The sequence below is a fragment of the Bradyrhizobium sp. USDA 372 genome, from assembly GCF_053629095.1.
The window spans coordinates 1,454,924-1,478,696 of sequence record NZ_JBRJHR010000001.1 but is presented as its reverse complement, the minus strand read 5'-3'; the positions used below and the strand labels follow the sequence as shown (position 1 = coordinate 1,478,696).

General features: G+C 65.5%; 28 protein-coding genes. 13 read left to right on the top strand and 15 right to left on the bottom strand.

Features of this window, described 5'->3' with window-relative positions; genetic code table 11:
* Nucleotides 1-145 precede the first annotated feature (145 nt).
* Nucleotides 146-904 (bottom strand): flagellar type III secretion system pore protein FliP, encoded by a 759-nt coding sequence (gene fliP, locus AB7M16_RS07365; protein ID WP_453943510.1) that lies wholly within the window; start codon nucleotides 902-904, stop codon nucleotides 146-148.
* Nucleotides 901-1,875, bottom strand: coding sequence for a flagellar biosynthetic protein FliO (locus AB7M16_RS07360; RefSeq protein ID WP_453943509.1), 975 nt, complete (start codon nucleotides 1,873-1,875; stop codon nucleotides 901-903). The genes fliP and AB7M16_RS07360 overlap by 4 nt, the downstream gene beginning before the upstream one ends.
* A gap of 355 nt (nucleotides 1,876-2,230) precedes the next feature.
* Here AB7M16_RS07360 and flgB point away from each other — a divergent pair, with 355 nt between their 5' ends.
* The 10 genes from flgB (at nucleotide 2,231) to AB7M16_RS07310 (ending at nucleotide 11,547) form a co-directional block, all read left to right on the top strand.
* Nucleotides 2,231-2,635, top strand: coding sequence for a flagellar basal body rod protein FlgB (gene flgB / locus AB7M16_RS07355; protein WP_172782887.1), 405 nt, complete (start codon nucleotides 2,231-2,233; stop codon nucleotides 2,633-2,635).
* Between the two features lie 18 nt (nucleotides 2,636-2,653).
* Nucleotides 2,654-3,079 carry a flagellar basal body rod protein FlgC gene (gene flgC / locus AB7M16_RS07350; RefSeq protein ID WP_036013073.1) on the top strand — a complete coding sequence of 142 codons (426 nt, stop codon included), beginning with the start codon at nucleotides 2,654-2,656 and terminating at the stop codon, nucleotides 3,077-3,079.
* Between the two features lie 16 nt (nucleotides 3,080-3,095).
* Nucleotides 3,096-3,404 (top strand): flagellar hook-basal body complex protein FliE, encoded by a 309-nt coding sequence (fliE, locus tag AB7M16_RS07345; RefSeq protein ID WP_172782888.1) that lies wholly within the window; start codon nucleotides 3,096-3,098, stop codon nucleotides 3,402-3,404.
* A 172-nt stretch (nucleotides 3,405-3,576) separates the two neighbouring features.
* Nucleotides 3,577-3,840 (top strand): flagellar biosynthesis protein FliQ, encoded by a 264-nt coding sequence (gene fliQ / locus AB7M16_RS07340; protein ID WP_011088555.1) that lies wholly within the window; start codon nucleotides 3,577-3,579, stop codon nucleotides 3,838-3,840.
* Nucleotides 3,841-3,857: 17 nt separating this feature from the next.
* Entirely contained in the window at nucleotides 3,858-4,628 is a 771-nt protein-coding gene (gene fliR / locus AB7M16_RS07335; RefSeq protein ID WP_212257968.1) for a flagellar biosynthetic protein FliR, read from the top strand.
* A gap of 7 nt (nucleotides 4,629-4,635) precedes the next feature.
* Complete coding sequence (gene flhB, locus AB7M16_RS07330) at nucleotides 4,636-5,715, top strand: flagellar biosynthesis protein FlhB (RefSeq protein ID WP_212257969.1); 1,080 nt, start codon at nucleotides 4,636-4,638, stop codon at nucleotides 5,713-5,715.
* A 154-nt stretch (nucleotides 5,716-5,869) separates the two neighbouring features.
* Nucleotides 5,870-8,455 (top strand): cell cycle histidine kinase CckA, encoded by a 2,586-nt coding sequence (cckA, locus tag AB7M16_RS07325; RefSeq protein WP_453943508.1) that lies wholly within the window; start codon nucleotides 5,870-5,872, stop codon nucleotides 8,453-8,455.
* 337 nt (nucleotides 8,456-8,792) lie between these two features.
* Nucleotides 8,793-9,806, top strand: coding sequence for a Tim44 domain-containing protein (locus tag AB7M16_RS07320; protein ID WP_453943507.1), 1,014 nt, complete (start codon nucleotides 8,793-8,795; stop codon nucleotides 9,804-9,806).
* 145 nt (nucleotides 9,807-9,951) lie between these two features.
* Nucleotides 9,952-10,632: a lectin gene (locus AB7M16_RS07315; protein WP_453943506.1), complete on the top strand. Its 681-nt coding sequence runs from the start codon at nucleotides 9,952-9,954 to the stop codon at nucleotides 10,630-10,632.
* A gap of 207 nt (nucleotides 10,633-10,839) precedes the next feature.
* The gene (locus AB7M16_RS07310) at nucleotides 10,840-11,547 is read left to right on the top strand and encodes a glutathione S-transferase (protein WP_453943505.1); all 708 of its coding nucleotides are present in this window, start codon (nucleotides 10,840-10,842) and stop codon (nucleotides 11,545-11,547) included.
* A gap of 28 nt (nucleotides 11,548-11,575) precedes the next feature.
* Here AB7M16_RS07310 and AB7M16_RS07305 read toward each other — a convergent pair whose 3' ends face one another.
* The 3 genes from AB7M16_RS07305 to AB7M16_RS07295 form a co-directional block, all read right to left on the bottom strand.
* Nucleotides 11,576-12,250 (bottom strand): methyltransferase family protein, encoded by a 675-nt coding sequence (locus AB7M16_RS07305; protein ID WP_453943504.1) that lies wholly within the window; start codon nucleotides 12,248-12,250, stop codon nucleotides 11,576-11,578.
* Between the two features lie 117 nt (nucleotides 12,251-12,367).
* On the bottom strand, nucleotides 12,368-12,541 hold the full coding sequence (locus AB7M16_RS07300) for a hypothetical protein (protein ID WP_172782896.1): 174 nt from the start codon (nucleotides 12,539-12,541) through the stop codon (nucleotides 12,368-12,370).
* Nucleotides 12,542-12,835: 294 nt separating this feature from the next.
* The gene (locus AB7M16_RS07295; RefSeq protein WP_439366649.1) at nucleotides 12,836-13,309 is read right to left on the bottom strand and encodes a hypothetical protein; all 474 of its coding nucleotides are present in this window, start codon (nucleotides 13,307-13,309) and stop codon (nucleotides 12,836-12,838) included.
* 212 nt (nucleotides 13,310-13,521) lie between these two features.
* Here AB7M16_RS07295 and AB7M16_RS07290 point away from each other — a divergent pair, with 212 nt between their 5' ends.
* Nucleotides 13,522-15,177, top strand: coding sequence for a fumarate hydratase (locus AB7M16_RS07290; RefSeq protein WP_453943503.1), 1,656 nt, complete (start codon nucleotides 13,522-13,524; stop codon nucleotides 15,175-15,177).
* Nucleotides 15,178-15,325: 148 nt separating this feature from the next.
* On the opposite strand, the gene AB7M16_RS07285 is transcribed toward AB7M16_RS07290, so the two are convergent.
* The 6 genes from AB7M16_RS07285 to AB7M16_RS07260 all read right to left on the bottom strand — a co-directional run bounded on the left by AB7M16_RS07285 (nucleotide 15,326) and on the right by AB7M16_RS07260 (nucleotide 19,587).
* On the bottom strand, nucleotides 15,326-16,246 hold the full coding sequence (locus AB7M16_RS07285) for an SH3 domain-containing protein (RefSeq protein ID WP_453943502.1): 921 nt from the start codon (nucleotides 16,244-16,246) through the stop codon (nucleotides 15,326-15,328).
* A gap of 14 nt (nucleotides 16,247-16,260) precedes the next feature.
* Nucleotides 16,261-16,557 (bottom strand): hypothetical protein, encoded by a 297-nt coding sequence (locus AB7M16_RS07280; protein ID WP_131871360.1) that lies wholly within the window; start codon nucleotides 16,555-16,557, stop codon nucleotides 16,261-16,263.
* 105 nt (nucleotides 16,558-16,662) lie between these two features.
* Entirely contained in the window at nucleotides 16,663-17,217 is a 555-nt protein-coding gene (locus tag AB7M16_RS07275; RefSeq protein ID WP_271500935.1) for an inner membrane-spanning protein YciB, read from the bottom strand.
* Nucleotides 17,218-17,229: 12 nt separating this feature from the next.
* Nucleotides 17,230-17,802 (bottom strand): hypothetical protein, encoded by a 573-nt coding sequence (locus AB7M16_RS07270; RefSeq protein WP_453943501.1) that lies wholly within the window; start codon nucleotides 17,800-17,802, stop codon nucleotides 17,230-17,232.
* Between the two features lie 75 nt (nucleotides 17,803-17,877).
* Nucleotides 17,878-18,126 (bottom strand): hypothetical protein, encoded by a 249-nt coding sequence (locus tag AB7M16_RS07265; protein ID WP_453943500.1) that lies wholly within the window; start codon nucleotides 18,124-18,126, stop codon nucleotides 17,878-17,880.
* Between the two features lie 63 nt (nucleotides 18,127-18,189).
* A complete protein-coding gene (locus AB7M16_RS07260; protein WP_453943499.1) occupies nucleotides 18,190-19,587 on the bottom strand; it encodes a carotenoid oxygenase family protein in 1,398 nt (465 codons plus the stop codon).
* A 106-nt stretch (nucleotides 19,588-19,693) separates the two neighbouring features.
* Here AB7M16_RS07260 and AB7M16_RS07255 point away from each other — a divergent pair, with 106 nt between their 5' ends.
* Nucleotides 19,694-20,425, top strand: a complete 732-nt coding sequence (locus AB7M16_RS07255) for a TetR/AcrR family transcriptional regulator (protein ID WP_453943498.1) — start codon at nucleotides 19,694-19,696, stop codon at nucleotides 20,423-20,425.
* Between the two features lie 10 nt (nucleotides 20,426-20,435).
* Here the strand turns inward: AB7M16_RS07255 and AB7M16_RS07250 are convergent, their stop codons facing one another.
* Nucleotides 20,436-21,041 carry a hypothetical protein gene (locus AB7M16_RS07250; RefSeq protein ID WP_453943497.1) on the bottom strand — a complete coding sequence of 202 codons (606 nt, stop codon included), beginning with the start codon at nucleotides 21,039-21,041 and terminating at the stop codon, nucleotides 20,436-20,438.
* 162 nt (nucleotides 21,042-21,203) lie between these two features.
* Here AB7M16_RS07250 and AB7M16_RS07245 point away from each other — a divergent pair, with 162 nt between their 5' ends.
* Nucleotides 21,204-21,767 carry an SET domain-containing protein gene (locus tag AB7M16_RS07245; protein WP_453943496.1) on the top strand — a complete coding sequence of 188 codons (564 nt, stop codon included), beginning with the start codon at nucleotides 21,204-21,206 and terminating at the stop codon, nucleotides 21,765-21,767.
* Between the two features lie 14 nt (nucleotides 21,768-21,781).
* Here AB7M16_RS07245 and AB7M16_RS07240 read toward each other — a convergent pair whose 3' ends face one another.
* From AB7M16_RS07240 to AB7M16_RS07230, 3 genes are all read right to left on the bottom strand, one after another.
* Nucleotides 21,782-21,961 carry a hypothetical protein gene (locus AB7M16_RS07240; protein ID WP_439366658.1) on the bottom strand — a complete coding sequence of 60 codons (180 nt, stop codon included), beginning with the start codon at nucleotides 21,959-21,961 and terminating at the stop codon, nucleotides 21,782-21,784.
* 1,053 nt (nucleotides 21,962-23,014) lie between these two features.
* The gene (locus tag AB7M16_RS07235) at nucleotides 23,015-23,413 is read right to left on the bottom strand and encodes a hypothetical protein (protein ID WP_453943495.1); all 399 of its coding nucleotides are present in this window, start codon (nucleotides 23,411-23,413) and stop codon (nucleotides 23,015-23,017) included.
* Nucleotides 23,414-23,444: 31 nt separating this feature from the next.
* Nucleotides 23,445-23,675 (bottom strand): hypothetical protein, encoded by a 231-nt coding sequence (locus AB7M16_RS07230; RefSeq protein WP_453943494.1) that lies wholly within the window; start codon nucleotides 23,673-23,675, stop codon nucleotides 23,445-23,447.
* Between the last annotated feature and the right edge of the window lie 98 nt (nucleotides 23,676-23,773).

The window sequence follows — 23,773 nt, the reverse complement described above, 5'->3', positions numbered from 1 at the left end:
CATTGCGAGCGTAGCGAAGCAATCCAGAGTCGTTCCGCTGAGGCAGTCTGGATTGCTTCGTCGCAAGGGCTCCTCGCAATGACGGGGAGGGAGCGGAGGCGATCGCTGAGGGCGGAGGGGATGCAGGCATCGCCCGAAGGCCGCCTCACCCCCCGTAACTCTGCACCAAGCTCCCCGCCACCAGCGACCAGCCGTCGACCAGCACGAAGAAGATCAGCTTGAACGGCAGCGAGATCGTCGCCGGCGGCAGCATCATCATGCCCATCGACATCAGCACCGAGGCGACGACGAGGTCGATGATCAGGAAGGGCAGGAACAACAAGAAGCCGATCTCGAAGGCGCGCTTCAGCTCGGAGATCATGAAGGCGGGGACGAGAATGCGCAGTGCGAGATCGTCCGGCGTGGCGGGCGGCGCCTCGCCGGAGAGATCCAGGAACAGTTTCAGGTCCTTCTCGCGCACGTTCTTCTGCATGAAGCCGCGGAGGGGCACGGAGGCGCGCTGGAGCGCATCCTCGACGCCGATCTGGTTGGCGACGAGCGGGCGGATGCCCTCGTCATAGGATTTCTGCAGGACAGGTCCCATCACGAAGAAGGTGAGGAACATCGCGAGCGCGATGATCACCGAGTTCGGCGGGGCAGTCGCGGTGCCCATCGCGGTGCGCAGCAGCGACAGCACCACCACGATGCGCGTGAACGACGTCATCATGATCAGAATGGACGGCGCGATCGAGAGCACCGTGAGCAGCGCGATCAGCTGGATCGCGCGCTCGGTGACGCCGCCGCCGCCCGCGCCGCCGCCGAGATTGATGCTGATGTCCTGGGCATGCGCGAGGCTCGCGAGCGAAGCCGCGCCGACCAGGACAGAAAGGAAAAGAACTCTACGCGGGAGGGCCGACAACCTCACGAAGACGGCTTCGGACGGCCGAGCAGGGAGGCCATCTCGTCTTCGAGATTTTCAAAGCTGGTCTTTTCCGCGGCCGGCTTGGCCGGCGGGGCGGGCGGCGCCGGCGGCTCGCTGCGAGCGGCGCGCGCCGGAGCGGGCGGCGGCTCGGGCGCAACCGGGGGCGCGACCGTTTCCCCCGCCGGGCGGCGCAGGGCAGCCTCCAGGCGCTGCGCCATTTCGGCGAGATTCTGCTCGGCGCTCGAGGGCGCGGCAGCAGGCGCTGGCGGCGGAACGGGCGGAGCCTGCGGCACGGGCGGAGGAGGCGGTGGTGCGGCGGCGCGCTCGGCCCGCACCGGCGGCATCTTCATCGGCTCACTGCCGCGCGGCGGACGCGGCATCAGCGGCGGCTCGCCGCGGGCGATGCGCGGCGGCAGCGGCTCGGGCCGCGGTTCGCGCTCGGGACGTGGCGCGACCGGCTCCGGCGGAAAGCCGCCCAGGGCCGGCTCGCTGCGGCGTTCCGCCAGGGCAGGCGCAGGCCGGCGCACTTCGTCGGCGAAGGAGGGGCGCGCGGGCCGCGGCGGCGGTTCGGGCATTTGCGGCTCGGGATGATCGAGCAGCTCGGGCCGCGGCGCGTCGTCGGCCCAGCCGCCGGCATCGGGCATCGGCGCAAGGCGCGGCGGTTCGGCGGCATTCGGCCGTTGCGGGATCTGGTCGCGGCTGGGCGCGGCGCGAACGATGTTGGGCTCGACGACGATGTCGGTCGGGCCGCCGATCATCAGCAGATGCTCGACATTGTCGCGCCGGACCAGCACCAGCCGGCGCCGGCCGTCGACCGCGGCGGCGTCGATCACGGCGAGGCGGGGCATCCGGCCGCGCTGGGTGTTGGCGCCGATGCGGCTACCGGCGAATCGGCGAACCAGCCACGCAGCGACGCCGATCAACGCCAGCACGACGATGAACGCGACGATGAAGGTGATAGGGCTGCCTTGCATACTTGTCCCCGACAAATGGCGCTTTTCTCGTGCCCATGGTCAGTTGAGCCGACCACCGGCGGACGATGCCCCAAAACTGCGATTTCTTAACGTTCCACGGCAAGTTTTGCCGTCCCCAACTCTTAATAACCCATGAATCGCCCGATCCAAAACGACTTCTTGCCCTGTGCACGCGCCGCCAAACGGTTGGGTTAATGCCACTTTTCGCGGGGGCGAATCGCGCCGGCGCGAGAATCAGCTTCGGCTGGGAGCCATGCTTTGCGAGCGGTCCTTAACCAGCTGTTAACCATACAGGCGGCAAATTCTGCCTAGCGGCGGTCCCTGGGGTCCGTCCGGGGCGGAGGGAGCCGCGACGATGTCCATCAACGACCTTCCGGTGCTGTCGGCGCTTCGCACCAAGATGCAGTGGCACCAGGAGCGCCAGCGCGTCCTGTCCGAGAACGTCTCCAATTCCGACACGCCGAAATTCCGGCCGCGCGACCTGGTCGAGCCGAAGCTCGACAAGACCGGCGCCGTCACGGGGTCCATGGGGCCTTTGGCCATGACCCGGACCAGCGCCTCGCACATGACGCCGTCGGGGGCGCCTTCCGCCTTCGACCAGAACAAGAATGCCGGTTTCGAGACCCGCCCTGCCGGCAATGCCGTCAATCTGGAGGAGGAGATGATGAAAGCCGCCAGCAACCAGATGGATTACGCCGCGGCGACCTCGCTCTATTCGAAGAGCCTGCGCCTGCTCAAGACCGCGATCGGCAAGGGTTAGGTCTAAAGGAGGCGGATCATGGCAAATGACAGCAGCGACTTCGCCCGCTCCATGGCGATCGCGACCTCGGGCCTGCGCGCGCAGGCCGGGCGCATGCGGGTGATCTCGGAGAACATCGCGAATGCGGATTCGACGGCGCAGACCGCCGGCGGCGATCCCTACCGGCGCAAGGTGCCGACCTTCTCCTCCGCGCTCGACCGCACGCTCGACGCGCAGGTCGTCACCCTCGGTAGGATCAAGCCCGACCAGTCCGCCTTCCGCGTCAGATACGAGCCGAACAATCCGGCTGCGGATGCGAGTGGCAACGTCAAATATCCCAACGTGAACTCGGTGGTCGAGATGACCGACATGCGCGACGCGCAGCGGTCCTATGAGGCCAATCTCAACATCATCAGTGCGACGCGCCGGATGATCCAGCGCACGCTCGACATCCTCAAGAGCTGAACAGGACATTTGAGCCATGGCATCACCGACAATCGCCGCCAACGCCTACGCCAATCTCGCCCGCGTGCTGGAGAACAGCGGCGCCGGCAAGGGCAGCGAACCGAACGGGCAATCCTTCGCCGCGCTGCTGAAGGACGCCGTCGGCAGCGTCATGGAATCCGGCCGCAAGTCCGACGCGCAGACGGTGGCAATGGCCGCCGGCAAGGCCAACGTGATGGACGTGGTCACGGCGGTCGCCGACACCGACGTCGCGGTGTCCACGCTGGTCTCGGTCCGCGACCGCGTCATCGCGGCGTATGAAGACATCATGAAGATGCCGATCTGATTTTTTGCGCTGGCGCTCGTCCCAATCGTCATTGCGAGCGAAGCGAAGCAATCCAGAATCTCTCCGCGGCGGCAGCCTGGATTGCTTCGCTTCGCTCGCAATGACGGGGGAGGGGTCTTCGCATCGCTCGGAGCAGCGGTGGGAAGGTGGAAATGAACAAGGAAAGTTTGAAATGACCGGACCCGAGACCCTCGACGTCGCGCGTGATGCGATCTGGACCATCGTGATCGTGTCGTCGCCGCTGATGGTGGTCGGCCTCGTGGTCGGCGTCATCGTGTCGCTGTTCCAGGCCCTGACGCAGATCCAGGAGCAGACGCTGATCTACGTGCCGAAGATCCTGGCTATCTTCGCTACGATGCTGTTGGCGCTGCCATTCATGGCCGACTCGCTCCACGCCCACATGCTGCGGATCTCGTCGCGAATCATCGGCGGCTGAGGCACAATGCGTGAACTATGCGCATCGACGTCTCGCTGCTGCCGGCGCTCGCCGCTTCCTTCATGCTCGCCTTCGCCCGGGTCGGCGCGATGGTGATGCTGCTGCCGGGGCTCGGCGAGACCAACATTCCGACACGGATCAAGCTGTCGATCGCGTTGCTGCTCACGCTGATCATCCTGCCGCTGCATCGCAATGCCTACCAGGTCGACATGGGCTCGCTGGCGCCGCTGCTGGTCTTGATGCTGCATGAGATCGCGATCGGCATCGTCTTGGGCGCGACCGCGCGCGTGACGCTGTCGGCGCTCCAGGTCGCGGGATCCGTGATCGCGCAGCAGATGGGGCTCGGCTTCGTCACCTCGGTCGATCCGACGCAGGGACAGCAGGGCGTGCTGGTCGGCAACTTCCTGACCATGCTGGGCGTGACGCTGCTGTTCGCCACCGACAGCCACCATCTGGTGATCGCGGCGCTGAACGACAGCTACACGATCTTCTCGCCGGGCGAGACCGTGTCGAGCGGCGACATCGCTTCGCTCGCGACGCGCGCCTTCGCCGCCGCCTTCCGCCTCGGCTTGCAGCTCTCCGGGCCGTTCCTGGTGTTCGGCCTCGTCTTCAACATCGGGCTGGGTATCCTGGCGCGGCTGATGCCGCAGATGCAGGTCTATTTCGTCGGCGTTCCGCTGTCGATCTTCGCGGGCTTCCTGGTGCTCGCCGTGGTGCTCACCGCGATGATGGGCACCTATCTCGACTACTTCATCGGTGTCATGCACCAGATGATGCCGCTGAAGTAGGTGATCGATGGCGGAAGACAACGATCCCGAAAGTCAAACAGAAGACCCGACGCAAAAGCGTCTCGACGATGCGCTTCAACGCGGCGACGTCGCCAAGAGCCAGGAGATCAACACCTGGTTCATGATGGCGGGCGGCACGCTCGTGGTCTCGACCTTCTCGGGCTCGGTCGGCGGCGGGCTGCTGACGCCGATGCGCAACCTGCTCGCCAATTCCTGGATGATCAAGACCGACGGCAAGGCTCTGCTCGCGCTGATGCAGCAGATCGAATTCGCCGTGCTTGCAGCGATCGGTGTGCCCCTCTTGATGCTGATGCTGGCCGCGATTGCCGGCAACATGCTGCAGCACCGCCTGGTGTGGTCGACCGAATCCCTGACACCCAAGTTCAGCAAGATCTCGCCCGGGGCAGGCTTCAAGCGCATCTTCGGCAAGCAGGCGGCGGCCAATTTTCTCAAAGGCATCGGCAAGCTGGTGGTGCTTGGCGTGGTCATGACCATGATCCTGTGGCCGGAGCGGCATCGCATGGAGGCGATGGTCAGGCTCGATCCGGCCGCCATGCTCGGCGCCAGCACCAGCATGACGATCCATCTGCTCGGCGCGGTGGTCGCCGCACTCGCGATCGTCGCCATCGCCGACTACTTCTTCCAGTACCGCAGCTGGTTCCAGCGGCAGAAGATGTCGCTCCAGGAGATCAAGGAAGAGTTCAAGCAGTCCGAAGGCGACCCGCACATCAAGGGCAAGATCAGGCAGCTGCGGCAGCAGCGCGCCAAGAAGCGCATGATGGCGGCGGTTCCCAAGGCCTCCGTGATCATCACCAACCCGACCCACTATTCGGTGGCGCTGTCCTACGAGCGCGGCATGACCGCGCCGATCTGCGTCGCCAAGGGCGTCGACAACCTCGCCTTCAAGATCCGGGAGATCGCCCGCGAGCACGACATCCCGATCGTGGAGAACGTGCCGCTGGCCCGCGCGCTCTACGCCACCGTCGACATCGACCAGGAAATCCCGACCGAGCACTATCACGCCGTCGCCGAGGTCATCGGCTACGTCATGCGCCTGAAGCGGGGATTTGGCGCCGGACGGGGGTAGGATGCCCGAAAAGTACCGGAAATGGCCGTAATCTGGGAATCAGCGTACCTTTCGCCGCTGCTGCCCTTGCACCTCAGGGTCCGATTCAGGCAGGGAGGACCCCATGCGCCCCGTGGCGCGTTGATTCTCTGCCGACAGGCCGCGCCAGCTTGAGATGACCGCCGAGACCGACCACGACCTCACACGCGAGCCCGTTGCGGCGCACGAGCCCTCGCCGCGCTCGGGCAGCATTGCGCTGGTGCTGCTGGTGGCCGCCGGCCTCGTCGCCGTGGCCGTCGGGCTGATGACGCTCGGGCGCGCGCAGGCGCAGCCCTACATCCTCGGCATCCTCGCCGTGCTGGCGATGGTCGGCCTGTTCAACCTGTTCGCCTTCGCCGCCGGCATCATCCGCTTTGCCGACCGCAGTCTCGACGATCCCATCATCGGCCGCATCTCCGATCACGCCTTCGACGGCCTTGCGGTCACCGACGCGCGCGGACACGTGGTCTACTCCAATGCCGCCTATTTGACGCTGACCGGCGCCAGCGGCCCGCAGGACGTCCGCCCCGTCGAGCGCGTCTTCATCGGCAACCCCGACGTCTCGGAAGCCGTGTTCCGGCTGCTCAAGGCCGCCCGCGAGGGCAAGCGGCAGCAGGAAGAAGTGCGCATCTCCGGCCATGACGGCAGCCAGGGCCGCTGGCTGCGCATGCGGGTGCGCCCGCTCGGCACCGGCAAGCGCGAGGCGAAATACGCGGTGTGGTCGATCGCCGATATCACGCGCGACCGCGAGCGCCAGGAGGACGTGTTCCAGGAGCTCCAGCACGCGATCGAATATCTCGATCACGCGCCTTGCGGCTTCTTCTCGGTCAATCCGGCCGGCGAACTCGCCTATGTCAACGCGACGCTGGCGAACTGGCTCGACTACGACCTCGCCGAGATCGGCTCGGGCGGCCTGAAGCTCACCGACATCGTCTCCGGCGACGGCGCTTCGCTCTTGACCTCGATCGTGGCGGTCCCGGGCGAGGTGAAGACCGAGGTCTTCGACATCGACCTGCGCATGCGCACCGGCAAGACCATGCCCGTGCGGCTCTATCACAAGCTCGCCTTCGGCGCCGACGGCGCGCCGGGGCCCTCGCGCACGCTCGTGATCAGCCGCGCCCGCGACGAGCGCAGCGACCCCGACCGTGCCGCCGAAGTGCGCTTCATGCGCTTCTTCGACCACACGCCGATGGCGATCGCGACCGTCGACCGCGCCGGCAATGTGGTGCGTGCCAATGCCCGCTACGCCAAGCTTAGTCAGGCGCTCGGGCTGGACACCTCCTCCAAGTCGATCTTCCGCGCGATCAATTCGCGCGACCGGCACCTCCTGATCGCGGCCATCAACCAGGCCGCCGAAGGCAAGGCCGACATCGCGCCGGTCGAGGTGGCGCTGGAGGGAACCAAGGAACGCTGGGGCCAATTCTTCGTGACGCCGGTCGATTCGGCCGAGACGGAGGCGGAAGCCGCCATCGTGCACATGCTCGAGACCACCGAGCGGCGCGCGCTGGAGAACCAGATCAACCAGTCGCAGAAGATGGAGACGGTGGGCCAGCTCGCCGGCGGCATCGCCCACGACTTCAACAACGTGCTGTCCGCCATCATGATGGCGAACGACTTCCTGCTGAACGCGCACAAGCCGACCGACCCGTCGTTCCAGGACATCATGCAGATCAAGCAGAACGCAACGCGCGCCGCCACCCTGGTGCGGCAGCTGTTGGCGTTCTCGCGGCGGCAGACGCTGCGGCCGCAGGTGCTCGATCTCGGCGACGCTTTGAGCGATCTCACCATGCTGCTGCGGCGGCTGATCGGCGAGAAGGTCAAGCTCGACCTCGTCCACGGGCGCGACCTCTGGCCGGTGAAGGTCGACGTCTCCCAGTTCGAGCAAGTGATCGTCAATCTCGCGGTGAACGCGCGCGACGCCATGCCCGACGGCGGCAAGCTGATCATCCGCACCGCCAACGTCACCACCGAGGACGCGGGCAAGCTCGCCTACAAGGGCATGCCCGCTGCGGATTATGTTCGGATCGAGGTCGCCGACACCGGCACCGGCATCCCCGCCGACATCCGCGACAAGATTTTTGAGCCGTTCTTCTCGACGAAAGAGGTCGGCAAGGGCACTGGCCTCGGGCTCTCCACCGTCTACGGCATCGTCAAGCAGACCGGCGGCTTCATCTACGTCGATTCCGAGCCGGGGCAGGGCACCTCGTTCCACATCTTCCTGCCGCGCCACCACGCCGAGGCCGAGGTGCAGGTCGAGCAGCCAGCTGTGGCCAGCGCGACGGGCGGCGCCGCCAAGGAACCCGCGCCCGCCGCGGCGGCAGAGGCGAAGCCGCGCACCGACCTCACCGGGCAGGGCACCATCCTGCTGGTCGAGGACGAGGAGGGCCTGCGCGCGCTCAATGCCCGCGGCCTGCGCTCACGCGGCTACACCGTGGTCGAGGCCGAGAACGGCGTCGAGGCCATGGAGGTGCTGGACGAGCAGAGCGGCGCGATCGATCTCGTCGTCTCCGACGTCGTCATGCCGGAGATGGACGGCCCGACGCTGCTCAAGGCCATGCGCGAGAAGAATCCCGACATCAAGTTCATCTTCGTCTCCGGCTATGCCGAGGATGCCTTCGAGAAGAGCCTGCCTGAAGGGCAGCAGTTCGACTTCCTGCCGAAACCCTTCACGCTCAGCCAGCTGGTGGCGGCGGTGAAGGAGACGATGACGAAGCAGGGGTGAGGGGCGAGCGGCGCTGCGCCGTTCCCGCATTCTCCGTCATTGCGAGCGAAGCGAAGCAATCCAGACTGCGTGCGTGGAACCATCCTAGATTGCTTCGTCGCAAGGGCTCCTCGCAATGACGGTGGATAGAGTTGCGCTTCGCAACGGACGCGGGAAAAAGCTGAAATCCCGGCCCCAAGCCCACCGGTAACTGGCGACCGCGGTTCCCCGCGTACCTCGGCCAAACCCCCGCCAAATATGGGCTTTTGCCACATCCCCGCGACTGAGGGCCGCAGCCATGGGTTCCGAAACCGGCTTCACTTTTCGGGAAGTCTGACCATCTTAGGGGCACGTCCCCATGCCGGGGATTTGGGAAACGCACATGACTTTCTCGCAACGATCCCGCACTCTCTTCAAGACGATCGCCGTCGTGCTGGCGCTTGCGCTGCCGACCGCGCTGGCGATCTCGTCCGCCGACGCGCGCGTCGGTGGCGGCATGTCGTCGGGTTCGCGCGGCTCGCGCACCTATTCGGCTCCGCCGTCGACCACGACCGCGCCGGGCTCCACCTCGCAGTTCAACCGGACCTACACCCAGCCGGGTGCGGGCATGAACTCGGCTGCTTCCGCGCCCGCGCGCGGTGGCCTGTTCGGCCGCGCCGGCGGCTTCATGGGCGGCCTTGCGGCCGGCTTCCTCGGCGCCGGCCTGCTCGGCATGCTGTTCGGTGGCGGCCTGTTCGGCGGCCTCGGCGGACTGTCCTCGATCCTCGGCCTGATCATCCAGATCGCGCTGGTGGTCCTCGTGGTGCGGCTGGCAATGTCCTGGTGGCAGCGCCGTCACGCCCCGCGGGCGGCTTACGCCAATGCTGATTCCGGCGCAGGTCCCGGACCGCAGACGAACTATCGCAGCGGCCTTGGTGGTGGTCTTGGCGGCGGCCTCGGCGGCTTCGGCTTCGGCGCCAACAATGCGCCGCTCGAGATCAAGCCGGATGACTACGAGGCGTTCGAGCGGCTGCTCGGCGAGGTCCAGGCCGCCTGGTCGAACGAGGACGTGGCCAAGCTGCACACCCTCGCGACGCCGGAAATGGTCTCCTATTTCGAGCAGGACCTTGCCCAGAACCGCACCCGCAACGTGATCAACAAGGTCACGAACGTGAAGCTGTTGCAGGGCGACCTCGCGGAAGCCTGGCGCGAAGGCGAGACCGACTACGCCACGGTGGCGCTGCGCTTCGCGCTCACCGACAAGACGGTGGATCGCAACACCGGCGCAATCGTCGCCGGCAGCGAGCAGCCGGGTGAGGCAACCGAGATCTGGACCTTCGCCCGCCGGCCGGGCACCGGCTGGGAATTGTCGGCGATCCAGCAGACCAACTGATCGCGGACGAGATGAGGAACCAGGGCGTCGTGCTTCGGCACGGCGCCCTTTTCTTTTGGGGCCTCTCGCAGCACGGCATCGGAATAAGCGGGGGCGCCTCGGGTTGAAGTCAGGCGGCGAACAAAAACAACTTTGGGAGGACAGGATGATCCGTATCGACAAATCCATGACGATTTCCAGTGTTGCGCTGGCCATGGTCTTGCTTGCTGCCCCATCGGCGCGGGCGCAGTCGGCCGACATGACCTTCTTCGTGACCTCCAACGGGCCCGGCAAGGGCGCCGATCTCGGCGGTCTCGATGGAGCCGATGCGCAATGCCAGAAGCTTGCTCAGACCGCGGGCGCCGGCGCCAAGACCTGGCGCGCCTATCTCTCGACGCAGGCCGCCGACGGCAAGCCGGCCATCAACGCCAAGGATCGCATCGGCAAGGGACCGTGGCAGAACGCCAAGGGCACGGTGATTGCCAAGGACGTCGCCGAGCTGCACGGCGCGACCAACAATCTCACCAAGCAGACCGCGCTCAGCGAAAAGGGTGAGGTCATCAATGGTTCCGGCGACCAGCCGAACCGGCACGATATCCTCACGGGATCGCAACCGGACGGCACCGCGTTTGCCGGGCCCGACGATCGCACCTGCAAGAATTGGACATCGAGCACGCAAGGCGCCGCAATGGTCGGCCATTTCGATCGCCGTGGTCTGCGCGACGACGAGCCCTCGAAGTCGTGGAACAGCTCTCACCCCTCGCGCGGTCCCGACGGCGGCTGCTCGCAGGCCGATTTGAAGAGCACCGGCGGCGACGGGCTGCTGTACTGCTTCGCGGCGAATTGAGTTTTGGGCGCGAAGCTCTTTCCACCTGTCATTGCGAGGAGCCCTTGCGACGAAGCAATCCAGACTCTCTCCGCAGAGGCATTTCTGGATTGCTTCGCTACGCTCGCAATGACGGCGTATGTGGCGCGGCCGTTCCGTCCAATCTGACGGAACCCTGAGCCGCATGCTACATTGGTCCGATCGCCTCCATGCTCACGGACCTCTCCCATGACATACGAGCTTTACTACTGGCCCGAGATCCAGGGCCGCGGCGAATATGTGCGGCTGGCGCTGGAGGAGGCGGGCGCCGCTTACGTCGACGTCGCGCGCGGTCCACGCGGGGTGGCTGCGATGATGAAGATGATGGACGCAGAGAAGGGCACACCGCCCTTTGCACCGCCGTTCCTGAAAGCGGGCAAACTCGTCATCGGGCAGACCGCCAACATCCTGCTCTATCTCGGCACCCGTCATGGGCTCGCGCCGAAGATGGAAGCCGGCCGGCTCTGGGTGCACCAGCTTCAGCTCACGATCACGGACTTGGTCGTCGAGATCCACGACACCCATCATCCGCTCGGGCCTTCGCTCTATTATGAGGACCAGAAGGCGCCGGCGAAGAAGCGCACGGCCGATTTCTGGGGCGAGCGGGTGCCGAAATATCTTGGCTATTTCGAGCAGCTTCTCGACGCAAACGGCGGCACCTATGTCACCGGTCGCCGCCCGACCTATGTCGACCTCTCGCTGTTCCAGATCGTCGAGGGACTGCGTTATGCCTTTCCCAAACGCATGAAGTCGTTCGAAGCCGATGTCCCGGGTCTCGTCGGCCTGCACGACCGCATCGCTGCGCGGCCCAACATCAAGGCGTATCTTGCAAGCGAGCGCCGCATTCCCTTCAACGAGCAGGGCATCTTCCGCCGCTATCGCGAGCTGGATCGATAGCCGGTTTCGTGCAGGATGTGAGGCGTGTTCACCAGACGCCCGGGATGAGGCGATAGCGCACCCGCGCCGCATAATCGGTATAGCCCGGCAGGCCCTCGCGCAGCGTGCGCTCCTCGATCGGGATGCGGATCGCGAACAGGGCGATGAACAGCGGCATCATCGCAAGTCCCCACCACGACCCGAGCAGCAACGGCACGCCGGTGAAGAACAGGACCATGCCGCTATACATGGGATGGCGGACATAGGCGTAGGGACCGGTCGAGATCACGTGCTGCGCGCGCTCGGCTTGCAGCTTCACCACGGGCGCGGCGAACGAGTTCTCGCGGAAGACCCACATGGTGAACAGTGTCGAAACGAGGAACAGCCCGAGGCCGAGCACCTGCAACACGGTCGGCATGTCGGAGGATCGAACGCGGCGGTCGAGCCCCATCACGGCAAGCCAGGCCAGTATGGCGACGATGAAGAGGACCATGAACATCTTGTCGGCGGCGGGCTGATCCTTTTGCAGGACCGGCCGCAGACGTTCCGCGAGCAGCGCCGGATCCGTCCGGTAGAGCCACCAGCCGCAGAGCGGGCCGAGCAGGGCGGAGATGGCGAGGAAGGCCCAGGCCGATGGCCAATGCAGCGTCCCGGCGCACGCGAACAGCAGCGCACCCATGCCGACGACGAACACTGTGTTCTGCAACAGCAGCCGTGCGATCATGCGCAGGTCCCGGGTGAATGGCGCACGATCCTGGTCCGGCTATCCGGCAAAGATGCGGCCGGACACGCCAAAAGCCCGATCGACCGGATCGGGCGCTTTCGGCTTTGGCAGGCCTGATCAGGCGAGCTGGTCGATCCGCGTGCCCTGACCCGGCGGCAGCGGCGCCGGCGGCTGCGGCTTGAAGGTCGGATCCTCGTCCTTGACCTTGGTCTGATCGTCCTGCGGCTTGGTCGTGTCGTAGTTCGGAACCACGATCGCGATCGGCGGGGGCGCAACGGTGGAAACCTTCATCCGCAAATCCTCACACATGGAAACAAGCGAGCCTGCCCTGGGAGGAGCGAAATTTCCTTCAAGCCAATCGTTAAAATGCGAGGGAATTGGTGCGGGGGAAGGCCGCGTATGCGTGGCGCGACGCAGCTCACCACGTACTTCGTCATTGCGAGCGAAGCGAAGCAATCCAGAAATCTCTCCGCGGAGACAATCTGGATTGCTTCGTCGCAAGGGCTCCTCGCAATGACGGGGAAGGCCTCGTAGTCTCGGTTTGCACCGCGCGGATGAGACAGCGAAACGGAAGGCGCTCGCCCCCTATTCGTCCTTGCCGCGGGTGATCGCGATCGACGCTTCCGTCTTGGTGCGGGCGCATTCCATGTTGAGCCGGCGGTAGCGCATGCTGACCTTGTCGCCGCGGAGCAGGCCCATCCGCTTCAGGCAGCGCGTCGCGCCCGTCGTGGTGTCATCCTTGGTCACGGTGAAGACGATCGCCGCCATCGATCCGACCAGCGCATAGAACTCCGGCTTCGGATTGCGATCACCCTTGGCATAGAGCTCGATCGAATATTTGTCGCCGCGGCAGCCGACCGACAGCTCCTTGGCCGCGGGGTGCGTGAGATACACGACGTTGGCGGCGCGGAAATTCACCTTGAGACGGTCGACCTGGTTCGCCAGCTCCTTGGCGCTGTCGTCGCAGCGATCGGCGCGGGCGGGCGAGGTGAGAGCCACAAGGCCGGTGATGGCGGCGGCGACCAGGATCGCGCCGCGGACGTTCAGTTTCAATGTCATGATAAAAAGCCCCTTAGGGCGCGCATTCAAGCGTCGGCCGACGCGAATCGCAAGGGTGGGCAGAGGCATTTCCACGAGCTGCGCCAATGCCTTCCCGTGCCGGATCTGCCCCTCCCATGCGCACCGCTCCCTTTCTTTTCTGGCTAAAATGCGCTTAGAACGCTTCTATGCTGAGAGGCCCGCCAGGGCCCCAAAACCCCGAGATTTGCCCCATGAACGCTCCGACAGCCTTCCCCGACCAGTCCAAGCCCGTTCCGCCCTACAAGCACACCCCGCTGTTCCCGCTGGGCAAGGACGAGACGCCCTACAAGAAGATTTCGTCCGAGGGCGTCAGGGTCGAGAAGGTGCTCGGCAAGGACATGCTGGTGGTGTCGCGCGAGGCGCTGCGGGCGCTGTCGGAGGCGGCCTTTGGCGACATCAACCATTATCTGCGCCCCGGCCATCTGAAGCAGCTCCGCGCGATCCTGGAAGACAGTGAGGCCAGCCCGAACGACAAGTTCGTCGCGCTGGACTTCTTGAAGAACGCCAATATCGCGGCCGGCGGCGTGCTGCCGATGTGCCAGGACACCGGCACCGCGATCATCATGGGCAAGAAGGGCTGCAACGTCATCACCGACGGCGACGACGAGGCGGCGCTGTCCGAAGGCGCGCGCGATGCGTATCTGCGCCGCAATCTGCGCTACTCGCAGGTCGCGCCGCTCTCGATGTACGAGGAGAAGAACACCGCCAACAACATGCCGGCGCAGTGCGAGATCTACGCCGAGGGTGACGACGCCTACAAGTTCATGTTCATGGCCAAGGGCGGTGGCTCCGCCAACAAGAGCTTCCTGTTCCAGGCCACGCCCTCGGTGCTGACCAAGGACCGGCTGCTCGCGTTCCTGAAGGAGAAGATCCTGACGCTCGGCACCGCGGCGTGCCCACCCTATCACCTCGCCATCGTGATCGGCGGCACCTCGGCCGAGCTGTGCATGAAGACAGTGAAGCTTGCCTCCGCCCGCTATCTCGATGCGTTGCCGACGCACGGCTCGCCTGACGGCAACGCCTTCCGCGACGTCGAGATGGAGAAGGAAATCCAAAAGATGACGCAGTCGCTCGGCGTCGGTGCGCAGTTCGGCGGAAAATACTTCTGCCACGACGTGCGCGTGATCCGCATGCCGCGTCACGGCGCTTCGCTCCCGATCGGGCTTGGCGTGTCTTGCTCGGCCGACCGCCAGGTGCTCGGCAAGATCACCAAGGACGGCGTCTATCTCGAGGAGCTCGAGCACAACCCGGCGCAATACCTGCCGCAGGTCGAGCAGTCGCTCGGCGGCGAGGTGGTCAAGATCGACCTCAACCAGCCGATGAAGGACATTCTGGCGACGTTCTCGAAATATCCGAACAAGACGCGGGTCTCGATGACCGGCACCATGATCGTCGCGCGCGACAGCGCGCATGCCAAGCTGCGCGAGCGGCTGGAGAAGGGCGAGCCGCTGCCGGACTACTTCAAGAACCATCCGGTCTATTACGCCGGTCCCGCCAAGACGCCCGAGGGCTACGCATCCGGCGCGTTCGGTCCGACCACTGCGGGCCGCATGGATTCCTTCGTCGACCAATTCCAGGCCGCCGGCGGCTCGATGGTGATGGTGGCCAAGGGCAACCGGGCGCCGGCCGTGCGCGAGGCCTGCAAGAAATACGGCGGCTTCTATCTCGGCTCGATCGGCGGCGCCGCGGCGAACCTCGCCGAGCACTGCATCAAGAAGGTCGAGGTGCTCGAATATCCCGAGCTCGGCATGGAAGCGATCTGGCGCATCGAGGTCGTCGATTTCCCGGCGTTCATCATCATCGACGACAAGGGCAACGACTTCTTCAAGGAGTTGAATTTGGGCTGAGGCGGTGTTCCCCGGATGCTGCGGAGCATGACATGCTGCGCTGCTGATCCGGGGTCCATCGTGGAGCTTGGGTCCCGGCTCTGCGTCGCATCACTTCGTGCTGCGCCGCGTCCGGGACACGAGCGTGGCGCTTGCTCGCTCTATCTCGCTAACTGCAATTCGTGACCTGGTTGGAGCACAGCGCGCGCCACCAGCCGCGGACGCCGTCGTGGCTCTCGACGAGGCCCCAGAGCCCGCTGCAGGCGAAGATGCGCTTCGGGCCGCCGTCGGTGTCGATCTCGCCGCCGAGCTCGCGCTGGGCCGGCATCCATTTGGCATCGATGAAGGGCGCCTGAAACAGCCCGCCCATGCGCGTGGCGCCGTTGGCGTAGGCCGCGCCGACCTTGTTCGAGGCGACCCAGCCGCGGCCGGCATAGGGCTTTGGCGCGCTGCGCGGATATCGCTTCTCGTCCTCGTAGTCCTTGCCGGGCGGCGTTGCGCCTTCGATCAGGAACCAGCCGTCCCTGAAGCCGATGATGCGGAATTCGGTCAGCCAGCCGCCCTCGGGCGTGTTCTCGGCACCGCCGAGCTTGAGCCGGTAGGGCGGCGGCAAAGTGCCGAGCACGCGCGCCTTGACCGACGGCTCGGCGCGCACGTTGAGGCCGCCAGGGTCCTTGTCGATGGACCAGGCGCCGAGATCGCAGGGCTCGGTGCCAGCAGGGAGCGTCGCGCGCTTGGCGGCCAGCTCGGCGTGCAGCCTAGCGAAATCGCTGTCGTCGTTGTCGGGCTCCGGCTCGGTGCGCGGCTTCAATTCGGCCGAAATTGCCCGCGTCGCATCCGCCGTCAGCGTGACGACCAGAGCCTGGCGCGCCGCAAAGGCGCTTGCCGGTGTCTTCGGATCGTTCGATGTCGCCAGGTAGACCGCGAGATAGCCGGTCGAGCCTTCGGTTCGATAAGCGGTGCCGGCAACATAGCCCGCCGGCACCAAAGCGAGCGCGCTTGCGCGCCACGCCGGTTCGCTGTCATCCGCGCGCGCTGCCTGTGTTGCGACAGACAGGACGATCGCCGCGATGAATCGGAGCGCGCGCATCAGTGCAGCGTGCGTTACGCCCGCGCGCCCGTGAATGGGAAGCTGCCCATCGGCCCGATGCCCATCTCGCCGCTGATGCTGTCGCCGGAGACCGTGCCGGTGAATTCGAGGGTGAGCGGCATCGGCTTGTCGATCGAGGCCTTCCAGGAGACGTTGTCGCCGGAGGCGGTGCCGTCGAAGATCTCGGTGGTGTTGCCTTGCGCGCCAAGCGTGCCCGTGAGCGTGCCGCCCGCAGCCTTCAGGCTCAGCGTGGCCTGCTGTTCGCCCATCGGCGTCGTCATGGTCAGATTCCAGTTGCCGTCAACGGCCATTCCCGTCTCCCGAACAAATCTCGGCGGTCCGCGACGATCCGCGGCCGTCCTCAAGCGAGCCTATAGCGCAACTCGCAGGTCCTGCCTAACCCTGCGATGTGGCAATCAGGCGCGGGCGGCGGCGCGGCGGCGGCTGGTGACGATCAGCCGCAGCACCACATACTGCACGGCGAAGGCCAGGATCTTGGCGCCGCCGGCGACCACGGTGATGTAGAATGCCCACAGCTTCAGATCGCCGGTGGAGGCGACCACGATCATCCCGGCGCCGATCACGAACATCAGCGCCGCCCAGGCATAGCCCGCAGCCGTCACATATTCCGGAACGGTCTCGGCGACGATCGGCGGCATGTAGCGCAGCATCCAGCCGCGCTTGAGCATGATGAGGCCGATCGCGAAATGCGCGATCGAGGGTTTGGCCAGCATGAAGCGCGGATCGTGGGTTAGAAGCGTGATCGCGCCCAGCACGACGACGAGCGCGAGGCTCGCATAGGTCATGTAGTTGAGCGCCTGCCCCTTGAGGCGGGCGTAGATCACCTGCGCGATTGCAGCGGCGATCGCCACCGATGTCGCCAGGATCACGTTGTCGGTGATGAGGTAGACGGCCAGGAAGATGATGGCGGAGAGGAAGTCGGAGGCGAGGCGGGCGAATACGTCCTTCATCGTCGATCCTGTTCAGGCGTCTGGGAGGGCGCGGGCGGGCGTACCGTACTTGATCTGGCGATACTCGGGATACCACTTTGTGAAGTAGATCGCACTGTTGCGGGCGGCAAAGGCCACCGCAAGGCTCGACCAGAGCGGCAGGCTGGGGACGTAGAGCAGCACGAGATTGGCCGCCGCCATCAACAGCGCGGCCGCGGTCCAGGCGCCGGTGATGATGTAATTGGCGCGGAGGAAGCCGGGCATCGCCGCGGTCTCGGCCGGCACCGCTTCAAGCGCATATTGCAGCGTGAAGGGATGGCGCAGCAGCATCGAGCCCAGCGCGATGACGAAGATTCCGACATCGACCGACAGCTTGACGCCGAGCGTGCCGAGCGCGGGGTCGATCAGCGCGAGGTAAAGGCCGATCGTGGCGAATACGAGCGCCGAGCCCGCGGCCAGGATCTTCACCGAGCGGCCGCGTGCGACATCGATCGCGACGGTGGCGAGGCAGATCGCCGACGCCGCAAACACGCTGAGCATTGCCGACGACACCAGCATCAGGAAGGCGAAGGCGCCGTAGGGCGCGAGGATCAGGAAAATCGCCATGGGCCGCCTCGGTGGGTCTATCTTGACGATGTAAAGATCAATAATGACCCGGCGACGCCGGGTCAAGCGAAATCTTTACAGTGTCAAAATGACGTAAGCGACCTCCAAGGCGTGAAGGGCAGCAACGGCTTGGTCCAATGCCTCCTCGGCCAATTCGGCCCAGGGCACGAGCGGCAGTGCGGCGGCGATCAGCAGACCGAGGCACAGCAGGATGCCTCCGTTGAAGACGGTGTGGCGGCTTCGCCGCAGCAGGATCAACTGGAACGCGAGCGCAGCGCCGGCGAGGAGGACAAGCGAGCCTGCGGTGATCGAGGGCATGGACATGCAAAACTCCTTCTTCGTCGTCCCGGCTTCGCGCCAAGTGGCGCGCCTCGGAATGACGAGGGGCTACGCCGCGCCGACCCAATTGCCGTGGAAGCCATCTGGCACGCGATGGCCGAGCTGGACCAAGGCCGCGGGGCCGGCCTCGATATCGGTGGCATTGAAAACGGCGAGATCGCTGCGATTCTCCCGTGCGCGCCAGACCACCGCGAGCAGCCAGCCGTCGCCCTCGGCCGCATCCGTCGACCGTTCAACGAACACCGGCTCGGAGATGGTGTCGCCGACCGGCAGCAGGTATTGGCCGAGCCGCCTGCCATTGCCATCGACATGGACGATGCCTGAGAGCGCGCCGAACATCGGCAGTTTCGGATTCGCGCAGGCGTACCAGCCGTGACGGCTCTTCAGCCCGGCGCGGCGGTCGTCGATGCGCGGGAATTCGCCCGTGAGATCGTCCAGGTAGGTCTGCTGGAAGCGGTCGGTATTGCCTGCGAGATCGAAGGTCCAGCGGCAATGGCGGGCGCGCGATTTCTCGGGATCGGTGGGACGGCCGTCCGGATGCGGAAACAGTGGCGCCTCCTCGAACTGCATGACGTCGGCAACGATGCGTTCGCCGTCCTCCCACGCGTTCATGACATGGAAGACGTAGCAGGCCTCGGCGCGAAACCAGACGATGTCCTTGGCGGTGCCGCTGCGCTTCATCACCCCGACATAGGCGCCCTTGTCCGGCTCCCAGGCATAGGGCGGCTTTCCGCTCATCGCGCGCTCCATGCTGCCAGTGATCGGCAGGATCGGAAACAGCACATGGTTCGCGGTGACGATGAAGTCGTGCACCATGCTGGCATAGGGCGCCTCGAACCGCTCGAAGCGCGTCGCCTTGCCTGTTGCGTCGATCGATCCGTAGGAGAGGGCAGGGGTCAGCGGCCCCGCGGCATTGTAGCCGAAGAATACCAGTTCGCCGGTGACCGGATCGATCTTGGGATGCGCGGTGAAGCTGCCGGCGACGCGGCCCTGGTAATTGTGATAGCCGCGCGTCGCCAGCGTGCCCGGCTCGATCTCGGTCGGCAGATGCGCTTCCTCCAGCGCCAGCAGCTTGCCGGCATGGAAGATGATGTTGGTGTTGGCGACGCCGCCGTCGGTCAGGTTCGCCGGCGCATCCGGCAGCTTGCGGCCGAAGCCGCCGAACAACGCGCGGCCAGCATCGTGCTCGGCCAGCCATTTCGGCGTGCGGACCCAGCGGTTGCGGTAGCTGGCGCGGCCGTTCTCGAGATGAAAGGCGTGCAGCATGCCGTCGCCGACGAACCAGTGCGCGCCGGGCGAATCGAACTGCGGATTGGGGCCGTTGCGGTAGAGCGTGCCGTTCAGCTCGCGCGGCAATTCGCCGATAATCTTCAGGAAGGGCGCATCGGCCTCGAACGGGATCGGCGCGAGATTGTTGCGGCGCTCGGCCAAGGCGTCGTGCTGCACGGCGAATCCTCCCCTATCTTTACATCGTAAAGATCGAATAGGCCCGATTGCAGCTTTCGTCAAGTGAAATCTTTACACTGTCAATATTGCGTCATATAGCTTGCAAATGGCCAAGACCGACACCAAGGGCGAAGCGGCGCGAAGCTCGCGTGCCCCGAGAAAAACGACCCCGACCGCGGCATCGCGCACCTCGCGCCGGGCCAGAAGCGCCAAGACCGAGACGCCATATCACCACGGCGCGCTCCGCGAAGCGCTGCTCCAGGCGGCCGAACGGGTGCTGGAGCGCGAAGGGCTTGCCGGCCTGACATTGCGCGCGGTCGCCCGCGAAGCCGGCGTTTCGCATGCCGCACCGACCCATCATTTCGGCGACCTGACGGGCCTCCTCAGCGAGCTCGCGGCCGTCGGCTTCCGCCAGTTCAATGTGGCAATGGCCGCATCGTGCGATGCCGCCACAACGCCGCTCGAAGCCGCGCTGGCGCGGCCGAAAGCCTACGTCGCCTATGCGCAGGCCCATCCCGGCATGTACGGCATCATGTTCCGCACCGAGCGGCTGGATTATTCAAGGCCGTCGCTGCACGAGGCGGCCGAGGCGTCTTTCGCCGGACTTGCCAATGCGGTCGGCATGATGCGGCAGGAGCAGATCAGCGGCGATGCGCTGACGCTGAACCAGGGCGCCGCGATCGCACGCGCCTGGTCGCTGGTGCACGGCTTCACCATGCTGCTGCTCGACGGGCGGCTGAAGGACATCCTCGCGCGGCTGCCGGAGGGGACGACCGCCGAGCGGCTGCTCGAGACGATGCTGACGGCGCCGGTGATGCCGAAGCTTCCCGGCTGTTGAACCGCAAAGTCTAGCGCATCGTGGCCAGCTCGACGGCGCGGCCGCTTGTGCCGATGATCTTGACCTCGTCCTTGCCGCAAGCGAAGCCGCGGGCGAGATCGTCGGCGGCCTTGCGCGCGAGCTCGTTGGCGTTCGGGTTGGCGATCGCATCGACATAGGCGACGTGGCAGACCGGGCCCGGCGGCAGTCGGGTCACGACCAGCATGGCCTTGGTGTTCGGCCGCCCCTGCTTGTCGGGATCGGAATTGTCGGCAATGTGCCAGCGCTGGATGATCGCAAACGGCTTTGCGCCGGCCGCACGCCATTCAATGGTGGTCTCCGACGAATTGAACGGCGCGAACCAGACTTTGGCCGCCGGTTCCTCGGCTGCTGCCTTGCGGCTGCGCCCGACCGAGACGATCTCGCGAAGATCGTCCTCGGCGATCAGCACCATCAGGCCGTCCTTGCCCGGACAAACCCGCGTGCTGCTGCCGTCGAGCGCGCTGGGCTTGCCGACCTGTCGGCAATCTTTTGGTGCCGTCGAGGTGTAGCTGCTGCCCACGGATTGAGCGTCGGCGCTGTTCAGGCCGATGCAAGCCATCAGGGCGGCGAAGCCTATCGTGGTGATACGGTTCATGTGAGGCTTTGATGTCCTGGGAACTTCGTCCCATCAGACGTCTTGATTGTGGGCAAGGTTCAAACCACGGTGGGATATACCTGACAGCAGCGCGGAATCGTTCTACAAGAGCGGCTTCGCTTGGGCTCTTCCTGCCTCGTTCGCGTTCTCATTCTCCAGATCATGCCAGCCACCTCGAACAAACCTTATCGCGTCGGCCGCTCCAAGACCGGGCTCGGCCTCTTCGCCACCAAGCCGATCAAGAAGGGTAGCCGGATCATCCGCTATTTCGGACCGATCCTGGACTCGCGGATTCCCGAGCAGGACGAGATCGAGAACAAATATCTGTTCGAGCTCAACGGGCGCTGGACCATCGACGGATCGGTGCGCAAGAACCTCGCGCGCTACATCAACCATTCCTGTCGCCCCAACGCCGAGTCTGACGTCCGGCCGCGCGAGCGCAAGGTCTATATCCGCGCCATCAGGAACATCGAGCCGGGCGACGAGATCAACTACGACTACGGCACCGACTATTTCAAAGCCTATCTGAAGCCGATCGGCTGCAAGTGCGATTCCTGCGAGAAGAAGCGCAAGAAGCTGCGCGCCGAGGCGAGGGCGGAAGCCGCCAAGGTGAAGGCGCGGGCCGAGCGCAAGGCGCAGAAGGCGGGCGCCAAAACCGCGTCCGTGAAAAAGAAGAAGCTGAACGGCAAGCACTTTGCCGGCAAGGTCGGCCGCGCGAACGCGTAGCCCCGCGCACTCCGTCATTGCGAGCGCAGCGAAGCAATCCAGAAACCCACCGCGGAAAGACTCTGGATTGCTTCGCTGCGCTCGCAATGACGCTGTTGATACAGCGCGTTCAGATGTCTGACCGTCACCCTGAGGCGGCCGCCTCTTCGACGGCCCTCGAAGGGCGACGGCCCGCTTGCATCGGGGTCGTTCATCCTTCGAGGCTCGCTGCGCGAGCGCCTCAGGCCCCGTAAGTTGGGTCGAGCCCTTGCGAAACCCATCGCTTTTCCGCGCCGCTCGCCGTACTCGCTGCCTGCCGGCGAGGCGTCGGGCAAAACACCCAAATCCAGTCAATCCCATCGCGCAAAAATATATCGCTTTTCCGAATTTCGGATTTGTGGCATACAGCGCCCATCCCGGCCCTGCCAGAGGGGCGCTTCGCGATCGTCACGAGATGCGGGCCGGGGTGCGGTGGACGCGGTAGCGCCGGCGCGGTTTGCGTGATGACAGGGCGGGCAACCGTGAGTCGCACGCGACGCGGTACGACACGGTGCGGTCACAGCGGTCTTGTCGATTGCCGGGGGTGAGCACACGCAAGCTCCTGATGATCCGGCAAGACAGTCCGCGGACGGAGAAGTCGTGTGGTCCTGACGCCCGGGGTCTGTGCGTCAAGGCTTGCGGTGATGCGGCGGCCCGACCGGGTGCGTGCATCAGAGAAGCCGTAAGGCGACGGGGGCAATAGTGCAACGCTCCCCGAGGAGAGCACGAAGGAGACCGTTAAAACCATCCGCGCAGGGAAGGCCGGGCGACCGGCAACACCTGTAGTCCACCCCGTGTGCATTTCCTTGTACACGGACTCGGGTGCCGCCGGCGCCCGGCCTTCCCTGCGCCCTCCGGCAATCGAAGGGCGCAAGACGGCAGAAAAGCTCGGGCGAAACGCGCCGCGAGAACGCGGAGATATGTCTGCAATGAAGAGAGCGGATGAAGAGCGCAAACTGGTGCCGCACATTCCGTCATTGCGAGCGCAGCGAAGCAATCCAGAATCTTTCCGCGGAGGCGGACTGGATTGCTTCGCTGCGCTCGCAATGACGATTGTGGAAACAGGCACGCCGAAAAGCCAAGATCCAGTGCCCCGGACGCAGCGCAGCGCGCACTTGCGCGATTCGCTGCAGAGCCGGGGCCCATGTATCGGTGTGGCATGCGGCCGCTGGGTCCCGGCTCTGCGCAGCAGCGCAAGAGCGCTGCAGCGCGTCCTGGACACGAGAGCGTCAAGCAACTGCCGCGCTGCCGCTTCGACGCAATCCCACATATTGCAGCTCGGCGAACACGCCGGTGGCGATGGCTTGCGCGACGACCATGAGCTCGCCGGCGAGGTTCGGCGATACCGCGCCCGAGAGCAGCAGCGCGATGCTGCCGACGGTCCAGACCGCATTGCCGATCACGACCAGCAGGACCAGCGGCTTTGCCAGCGTCGCTCGCGAGGCGAGCCAGCCGACCAGGGCGGTGTAGGCGATCAGGAACAGGCCGGTCTCGCGCAGCAGCGCTTCGGGCAGGTTGAACAGCGCTGCGAACGTGCTCGCGCCGAAGGTGAAGCCGAGCGCGGCGATGCCGCTGAAGATGGCGTCGGCGAAGAGGGCGCGGCGCAGGAAGGTGGATGCATCGATCATCTCAGGTCTCCTTGGTTGGGCTGGGTGGAACTCAATGCCGACCGCGCCACCAGGCGCGGAGCAGACGGGCGAGACGGAACGGGCAGAGGCTCCTGCCGACGCCGTGCTCGAAGGCGATGACCTGCGCCACGACGTAGTCGCCGGTCGAATGCACCAGGGGCTCCGGCATGTTGAGGCTGCGCGCCAGCATCCGCGTTGCGAACGCCATGGCCCAGGGCAAGACGTGGTCAGAGAGGGTCCGGTAGAGCAGCAGCGCGATCATGGTCATCTCCTGTTGCGATCCAAGATGCGCGCGGTCGCGGCTCAATTCGATTACCTCGCGGGTAATGGAAGGGCTGAAATCTCCATGTTAGGTTTCCG

Excerpts from the sequence above, each read along its gene's own strand:
- AB7M16_RS07360 (WP_453943509.1), bottom strand. The coding sequence starts at position 1,875 with ATGCAAGGCAGCCCTATCACCTTCATCGTCGCGTTCATCGTCGTGCTG.
- flgB (WP_172782887.1), top strand. The coding sequence starts at position 2,231 with ATGTCCATCAACGACCTTCCGGTGCTGTCGGCGCTTCGCACCAAGATG.
- flgC (WP_036013073.1), top strand. The coding sequence starts at position 2,654 with ATGGCAAATGACAGCAGCGACTTCGCCCGCTCCATGGCGATCGCGACC.
- fliE (WP_172782888.1), top strand. The coding sequence starts at position 3,096 with ATGGCATCACCGACAATCGCCGCCAACGCCTACGCCAATCTCGCCCGC.
- fliQ (WP_011088555.1), top strand. The coding sequence starts at position 3,577 with ATGACCGGACCCGAGACCCTCGACGTCGCGCGTGATGCGATCTGGACC.
- fliR (WP_212257968.1), top strand. The coding sequence starts at position 3,858 with ATGCGCATCGACGTCTCGCTGCTGCCGGCGCTCGCCGCTTCCTTCATG.
- flhB (WP_212257969.1), top strand. The coding sequence starts at position 4,636 with ATGGCGGAAGACAACGATCCCGAAAGTCAAACAGAAGACCCGACGCAA.
- cckA (WP_453943508.1), top strand. The coding sequence starts at position 5,870 with ATGACCGCCGAGACCGACCACGACCTCACACGCGAGCCCGTTGCGGCG.
- AB7M16_RS07320 (WP_453943507.1), top strand. The coding sequence starts at position 8,793 with ATGCCGGGGATTTGGGAAACGCACATGACTTTCTCGCAACGATCCCGC.
- AB7M16_RS07315 (WP_453943506.1), top strand. The coding sequence starts at position 9,952 with ATGATCCGTATCGACAAATCCATGACGATTTCCAGTGTTGCGCTGGCC.
- AB7M16_RS07310 (WP_453943505.1), top strand. The coding sequence starts at position 10,840 with ATGACATACGAGCTTTACTACTGGCCCGAGATCCAGGGCCGCGGCGAA.
- AB7M16_RS07305 (WP_453943504.1), bottom strand. The coding sequence starts at position 12,250 with ATGATCGCACGGCTGCTGTTGCAGAACACAGTGTTCGTCGTCGGCATG.
- AB7M16_RS07300 (WP_172782896.1), bottom strand. The coding sequence starts at position 12,541 with ATGAAGGTTTCCACCGTTGCGCCCCCGCCGATCGCGATCGTGGTTCCG.
- AB7M16_RS07295 (WP_439366649.1), bottom strand. The coding sequence starts at position 13,309 with ATGACATTGAAACTGAACGTCCGCGGCGCGATCCTGGTCGCCGCCGCC.
- AB7M16_RS07290 (WP_453943503.1), top strand. The coding sequence starts at position 13,522 with ATGAACGCTCCGACAGCCTTCCCCGACCAGTCCAAGCCCGTTCCGCCC.
- AB7M16_RS07285 (WP_453943502.1), bottom strand. The coding sequence starts at position 16,246 with ATGCGCGCGCTCCGATTCATCGCGGCGATCGTCCTGTCTGTCGCAACA.
- AB7M16_RS07280 (WP_131871360.1), bottom strand. The coding sequence starts at position 16,557 with ATGGCCGTTGACGGCAACTGGAATCTGACCATGACGACGCCGATGGGC.
- AB7M16_RS07275 (WP_271500935.1), bottom strand. The coding sequence starts at position 17,217 with ATGAAGGACGTATTCGCCCGCCTCGCCTCCGACTTCCTCTCCGCCATC.
- AB7M16_RS07270 (WP_453943501.1), bottom strand. The coding sequence starts at position 17,802 with ATGGCGATTTTCCTGATCCTCGCGCCCTACGGCGCCTTCGCCTTCCTG.
- AB7M16_RS07265 (WP_453943500.1), bottom strand. The coding sequence starts at position 18,126 with ATGTCCATGCCCTCGATCACCGCAGGCTCGCTTGTCCTCCTCGCCGGC.
- AB7M16_RS07255 (WP_453943498.1), top strand. The coding sequence starts at position 19,694 with ATGGCCAAGACCGACACCAAGGGCGAAGCGGCGCGAAGCTCGCGTGCC.
- AB7M16_RS07250 (WP_453943497.1), bottom strand. The coding sequence starts at position 21,041 with ATGAACCGTATCACCACGATAGGCTTCGCCGCCCTGATGGCTTGCATC.
- AB7M16_RS07245 (WP_453943496.1), top strand. The coding sequence starts at position 21,204 with ATGCCAGCCACCTCGAACAAACCTTATCGCGTCGGCCGCTCCAAGACC.
- AB7M16_RS07240 (WP_439366658.1), bottom strand. The coding sequence starts at position 21,961 with ATGAACGACCCCGATGCAAGCGGGCCGTCGCCCTTCGAGGGCCGTCGA.
- AB7M16_RS07235 (WP_453943495.1), bottom strand. The coding sequence starts at position 23,413 with ATGATCGATGCATCCACCTTCCTGCGCCGCGCCCTCTTCGCCGACGCC.
- AB7M16_RS07230 (WP_453943494.1), bottom strand. The coding sequence starts at position 23,675 with ATGATCGCGCTGCTGCTCTACCGGACCCTCTCTGACCACGTCTTGCCC.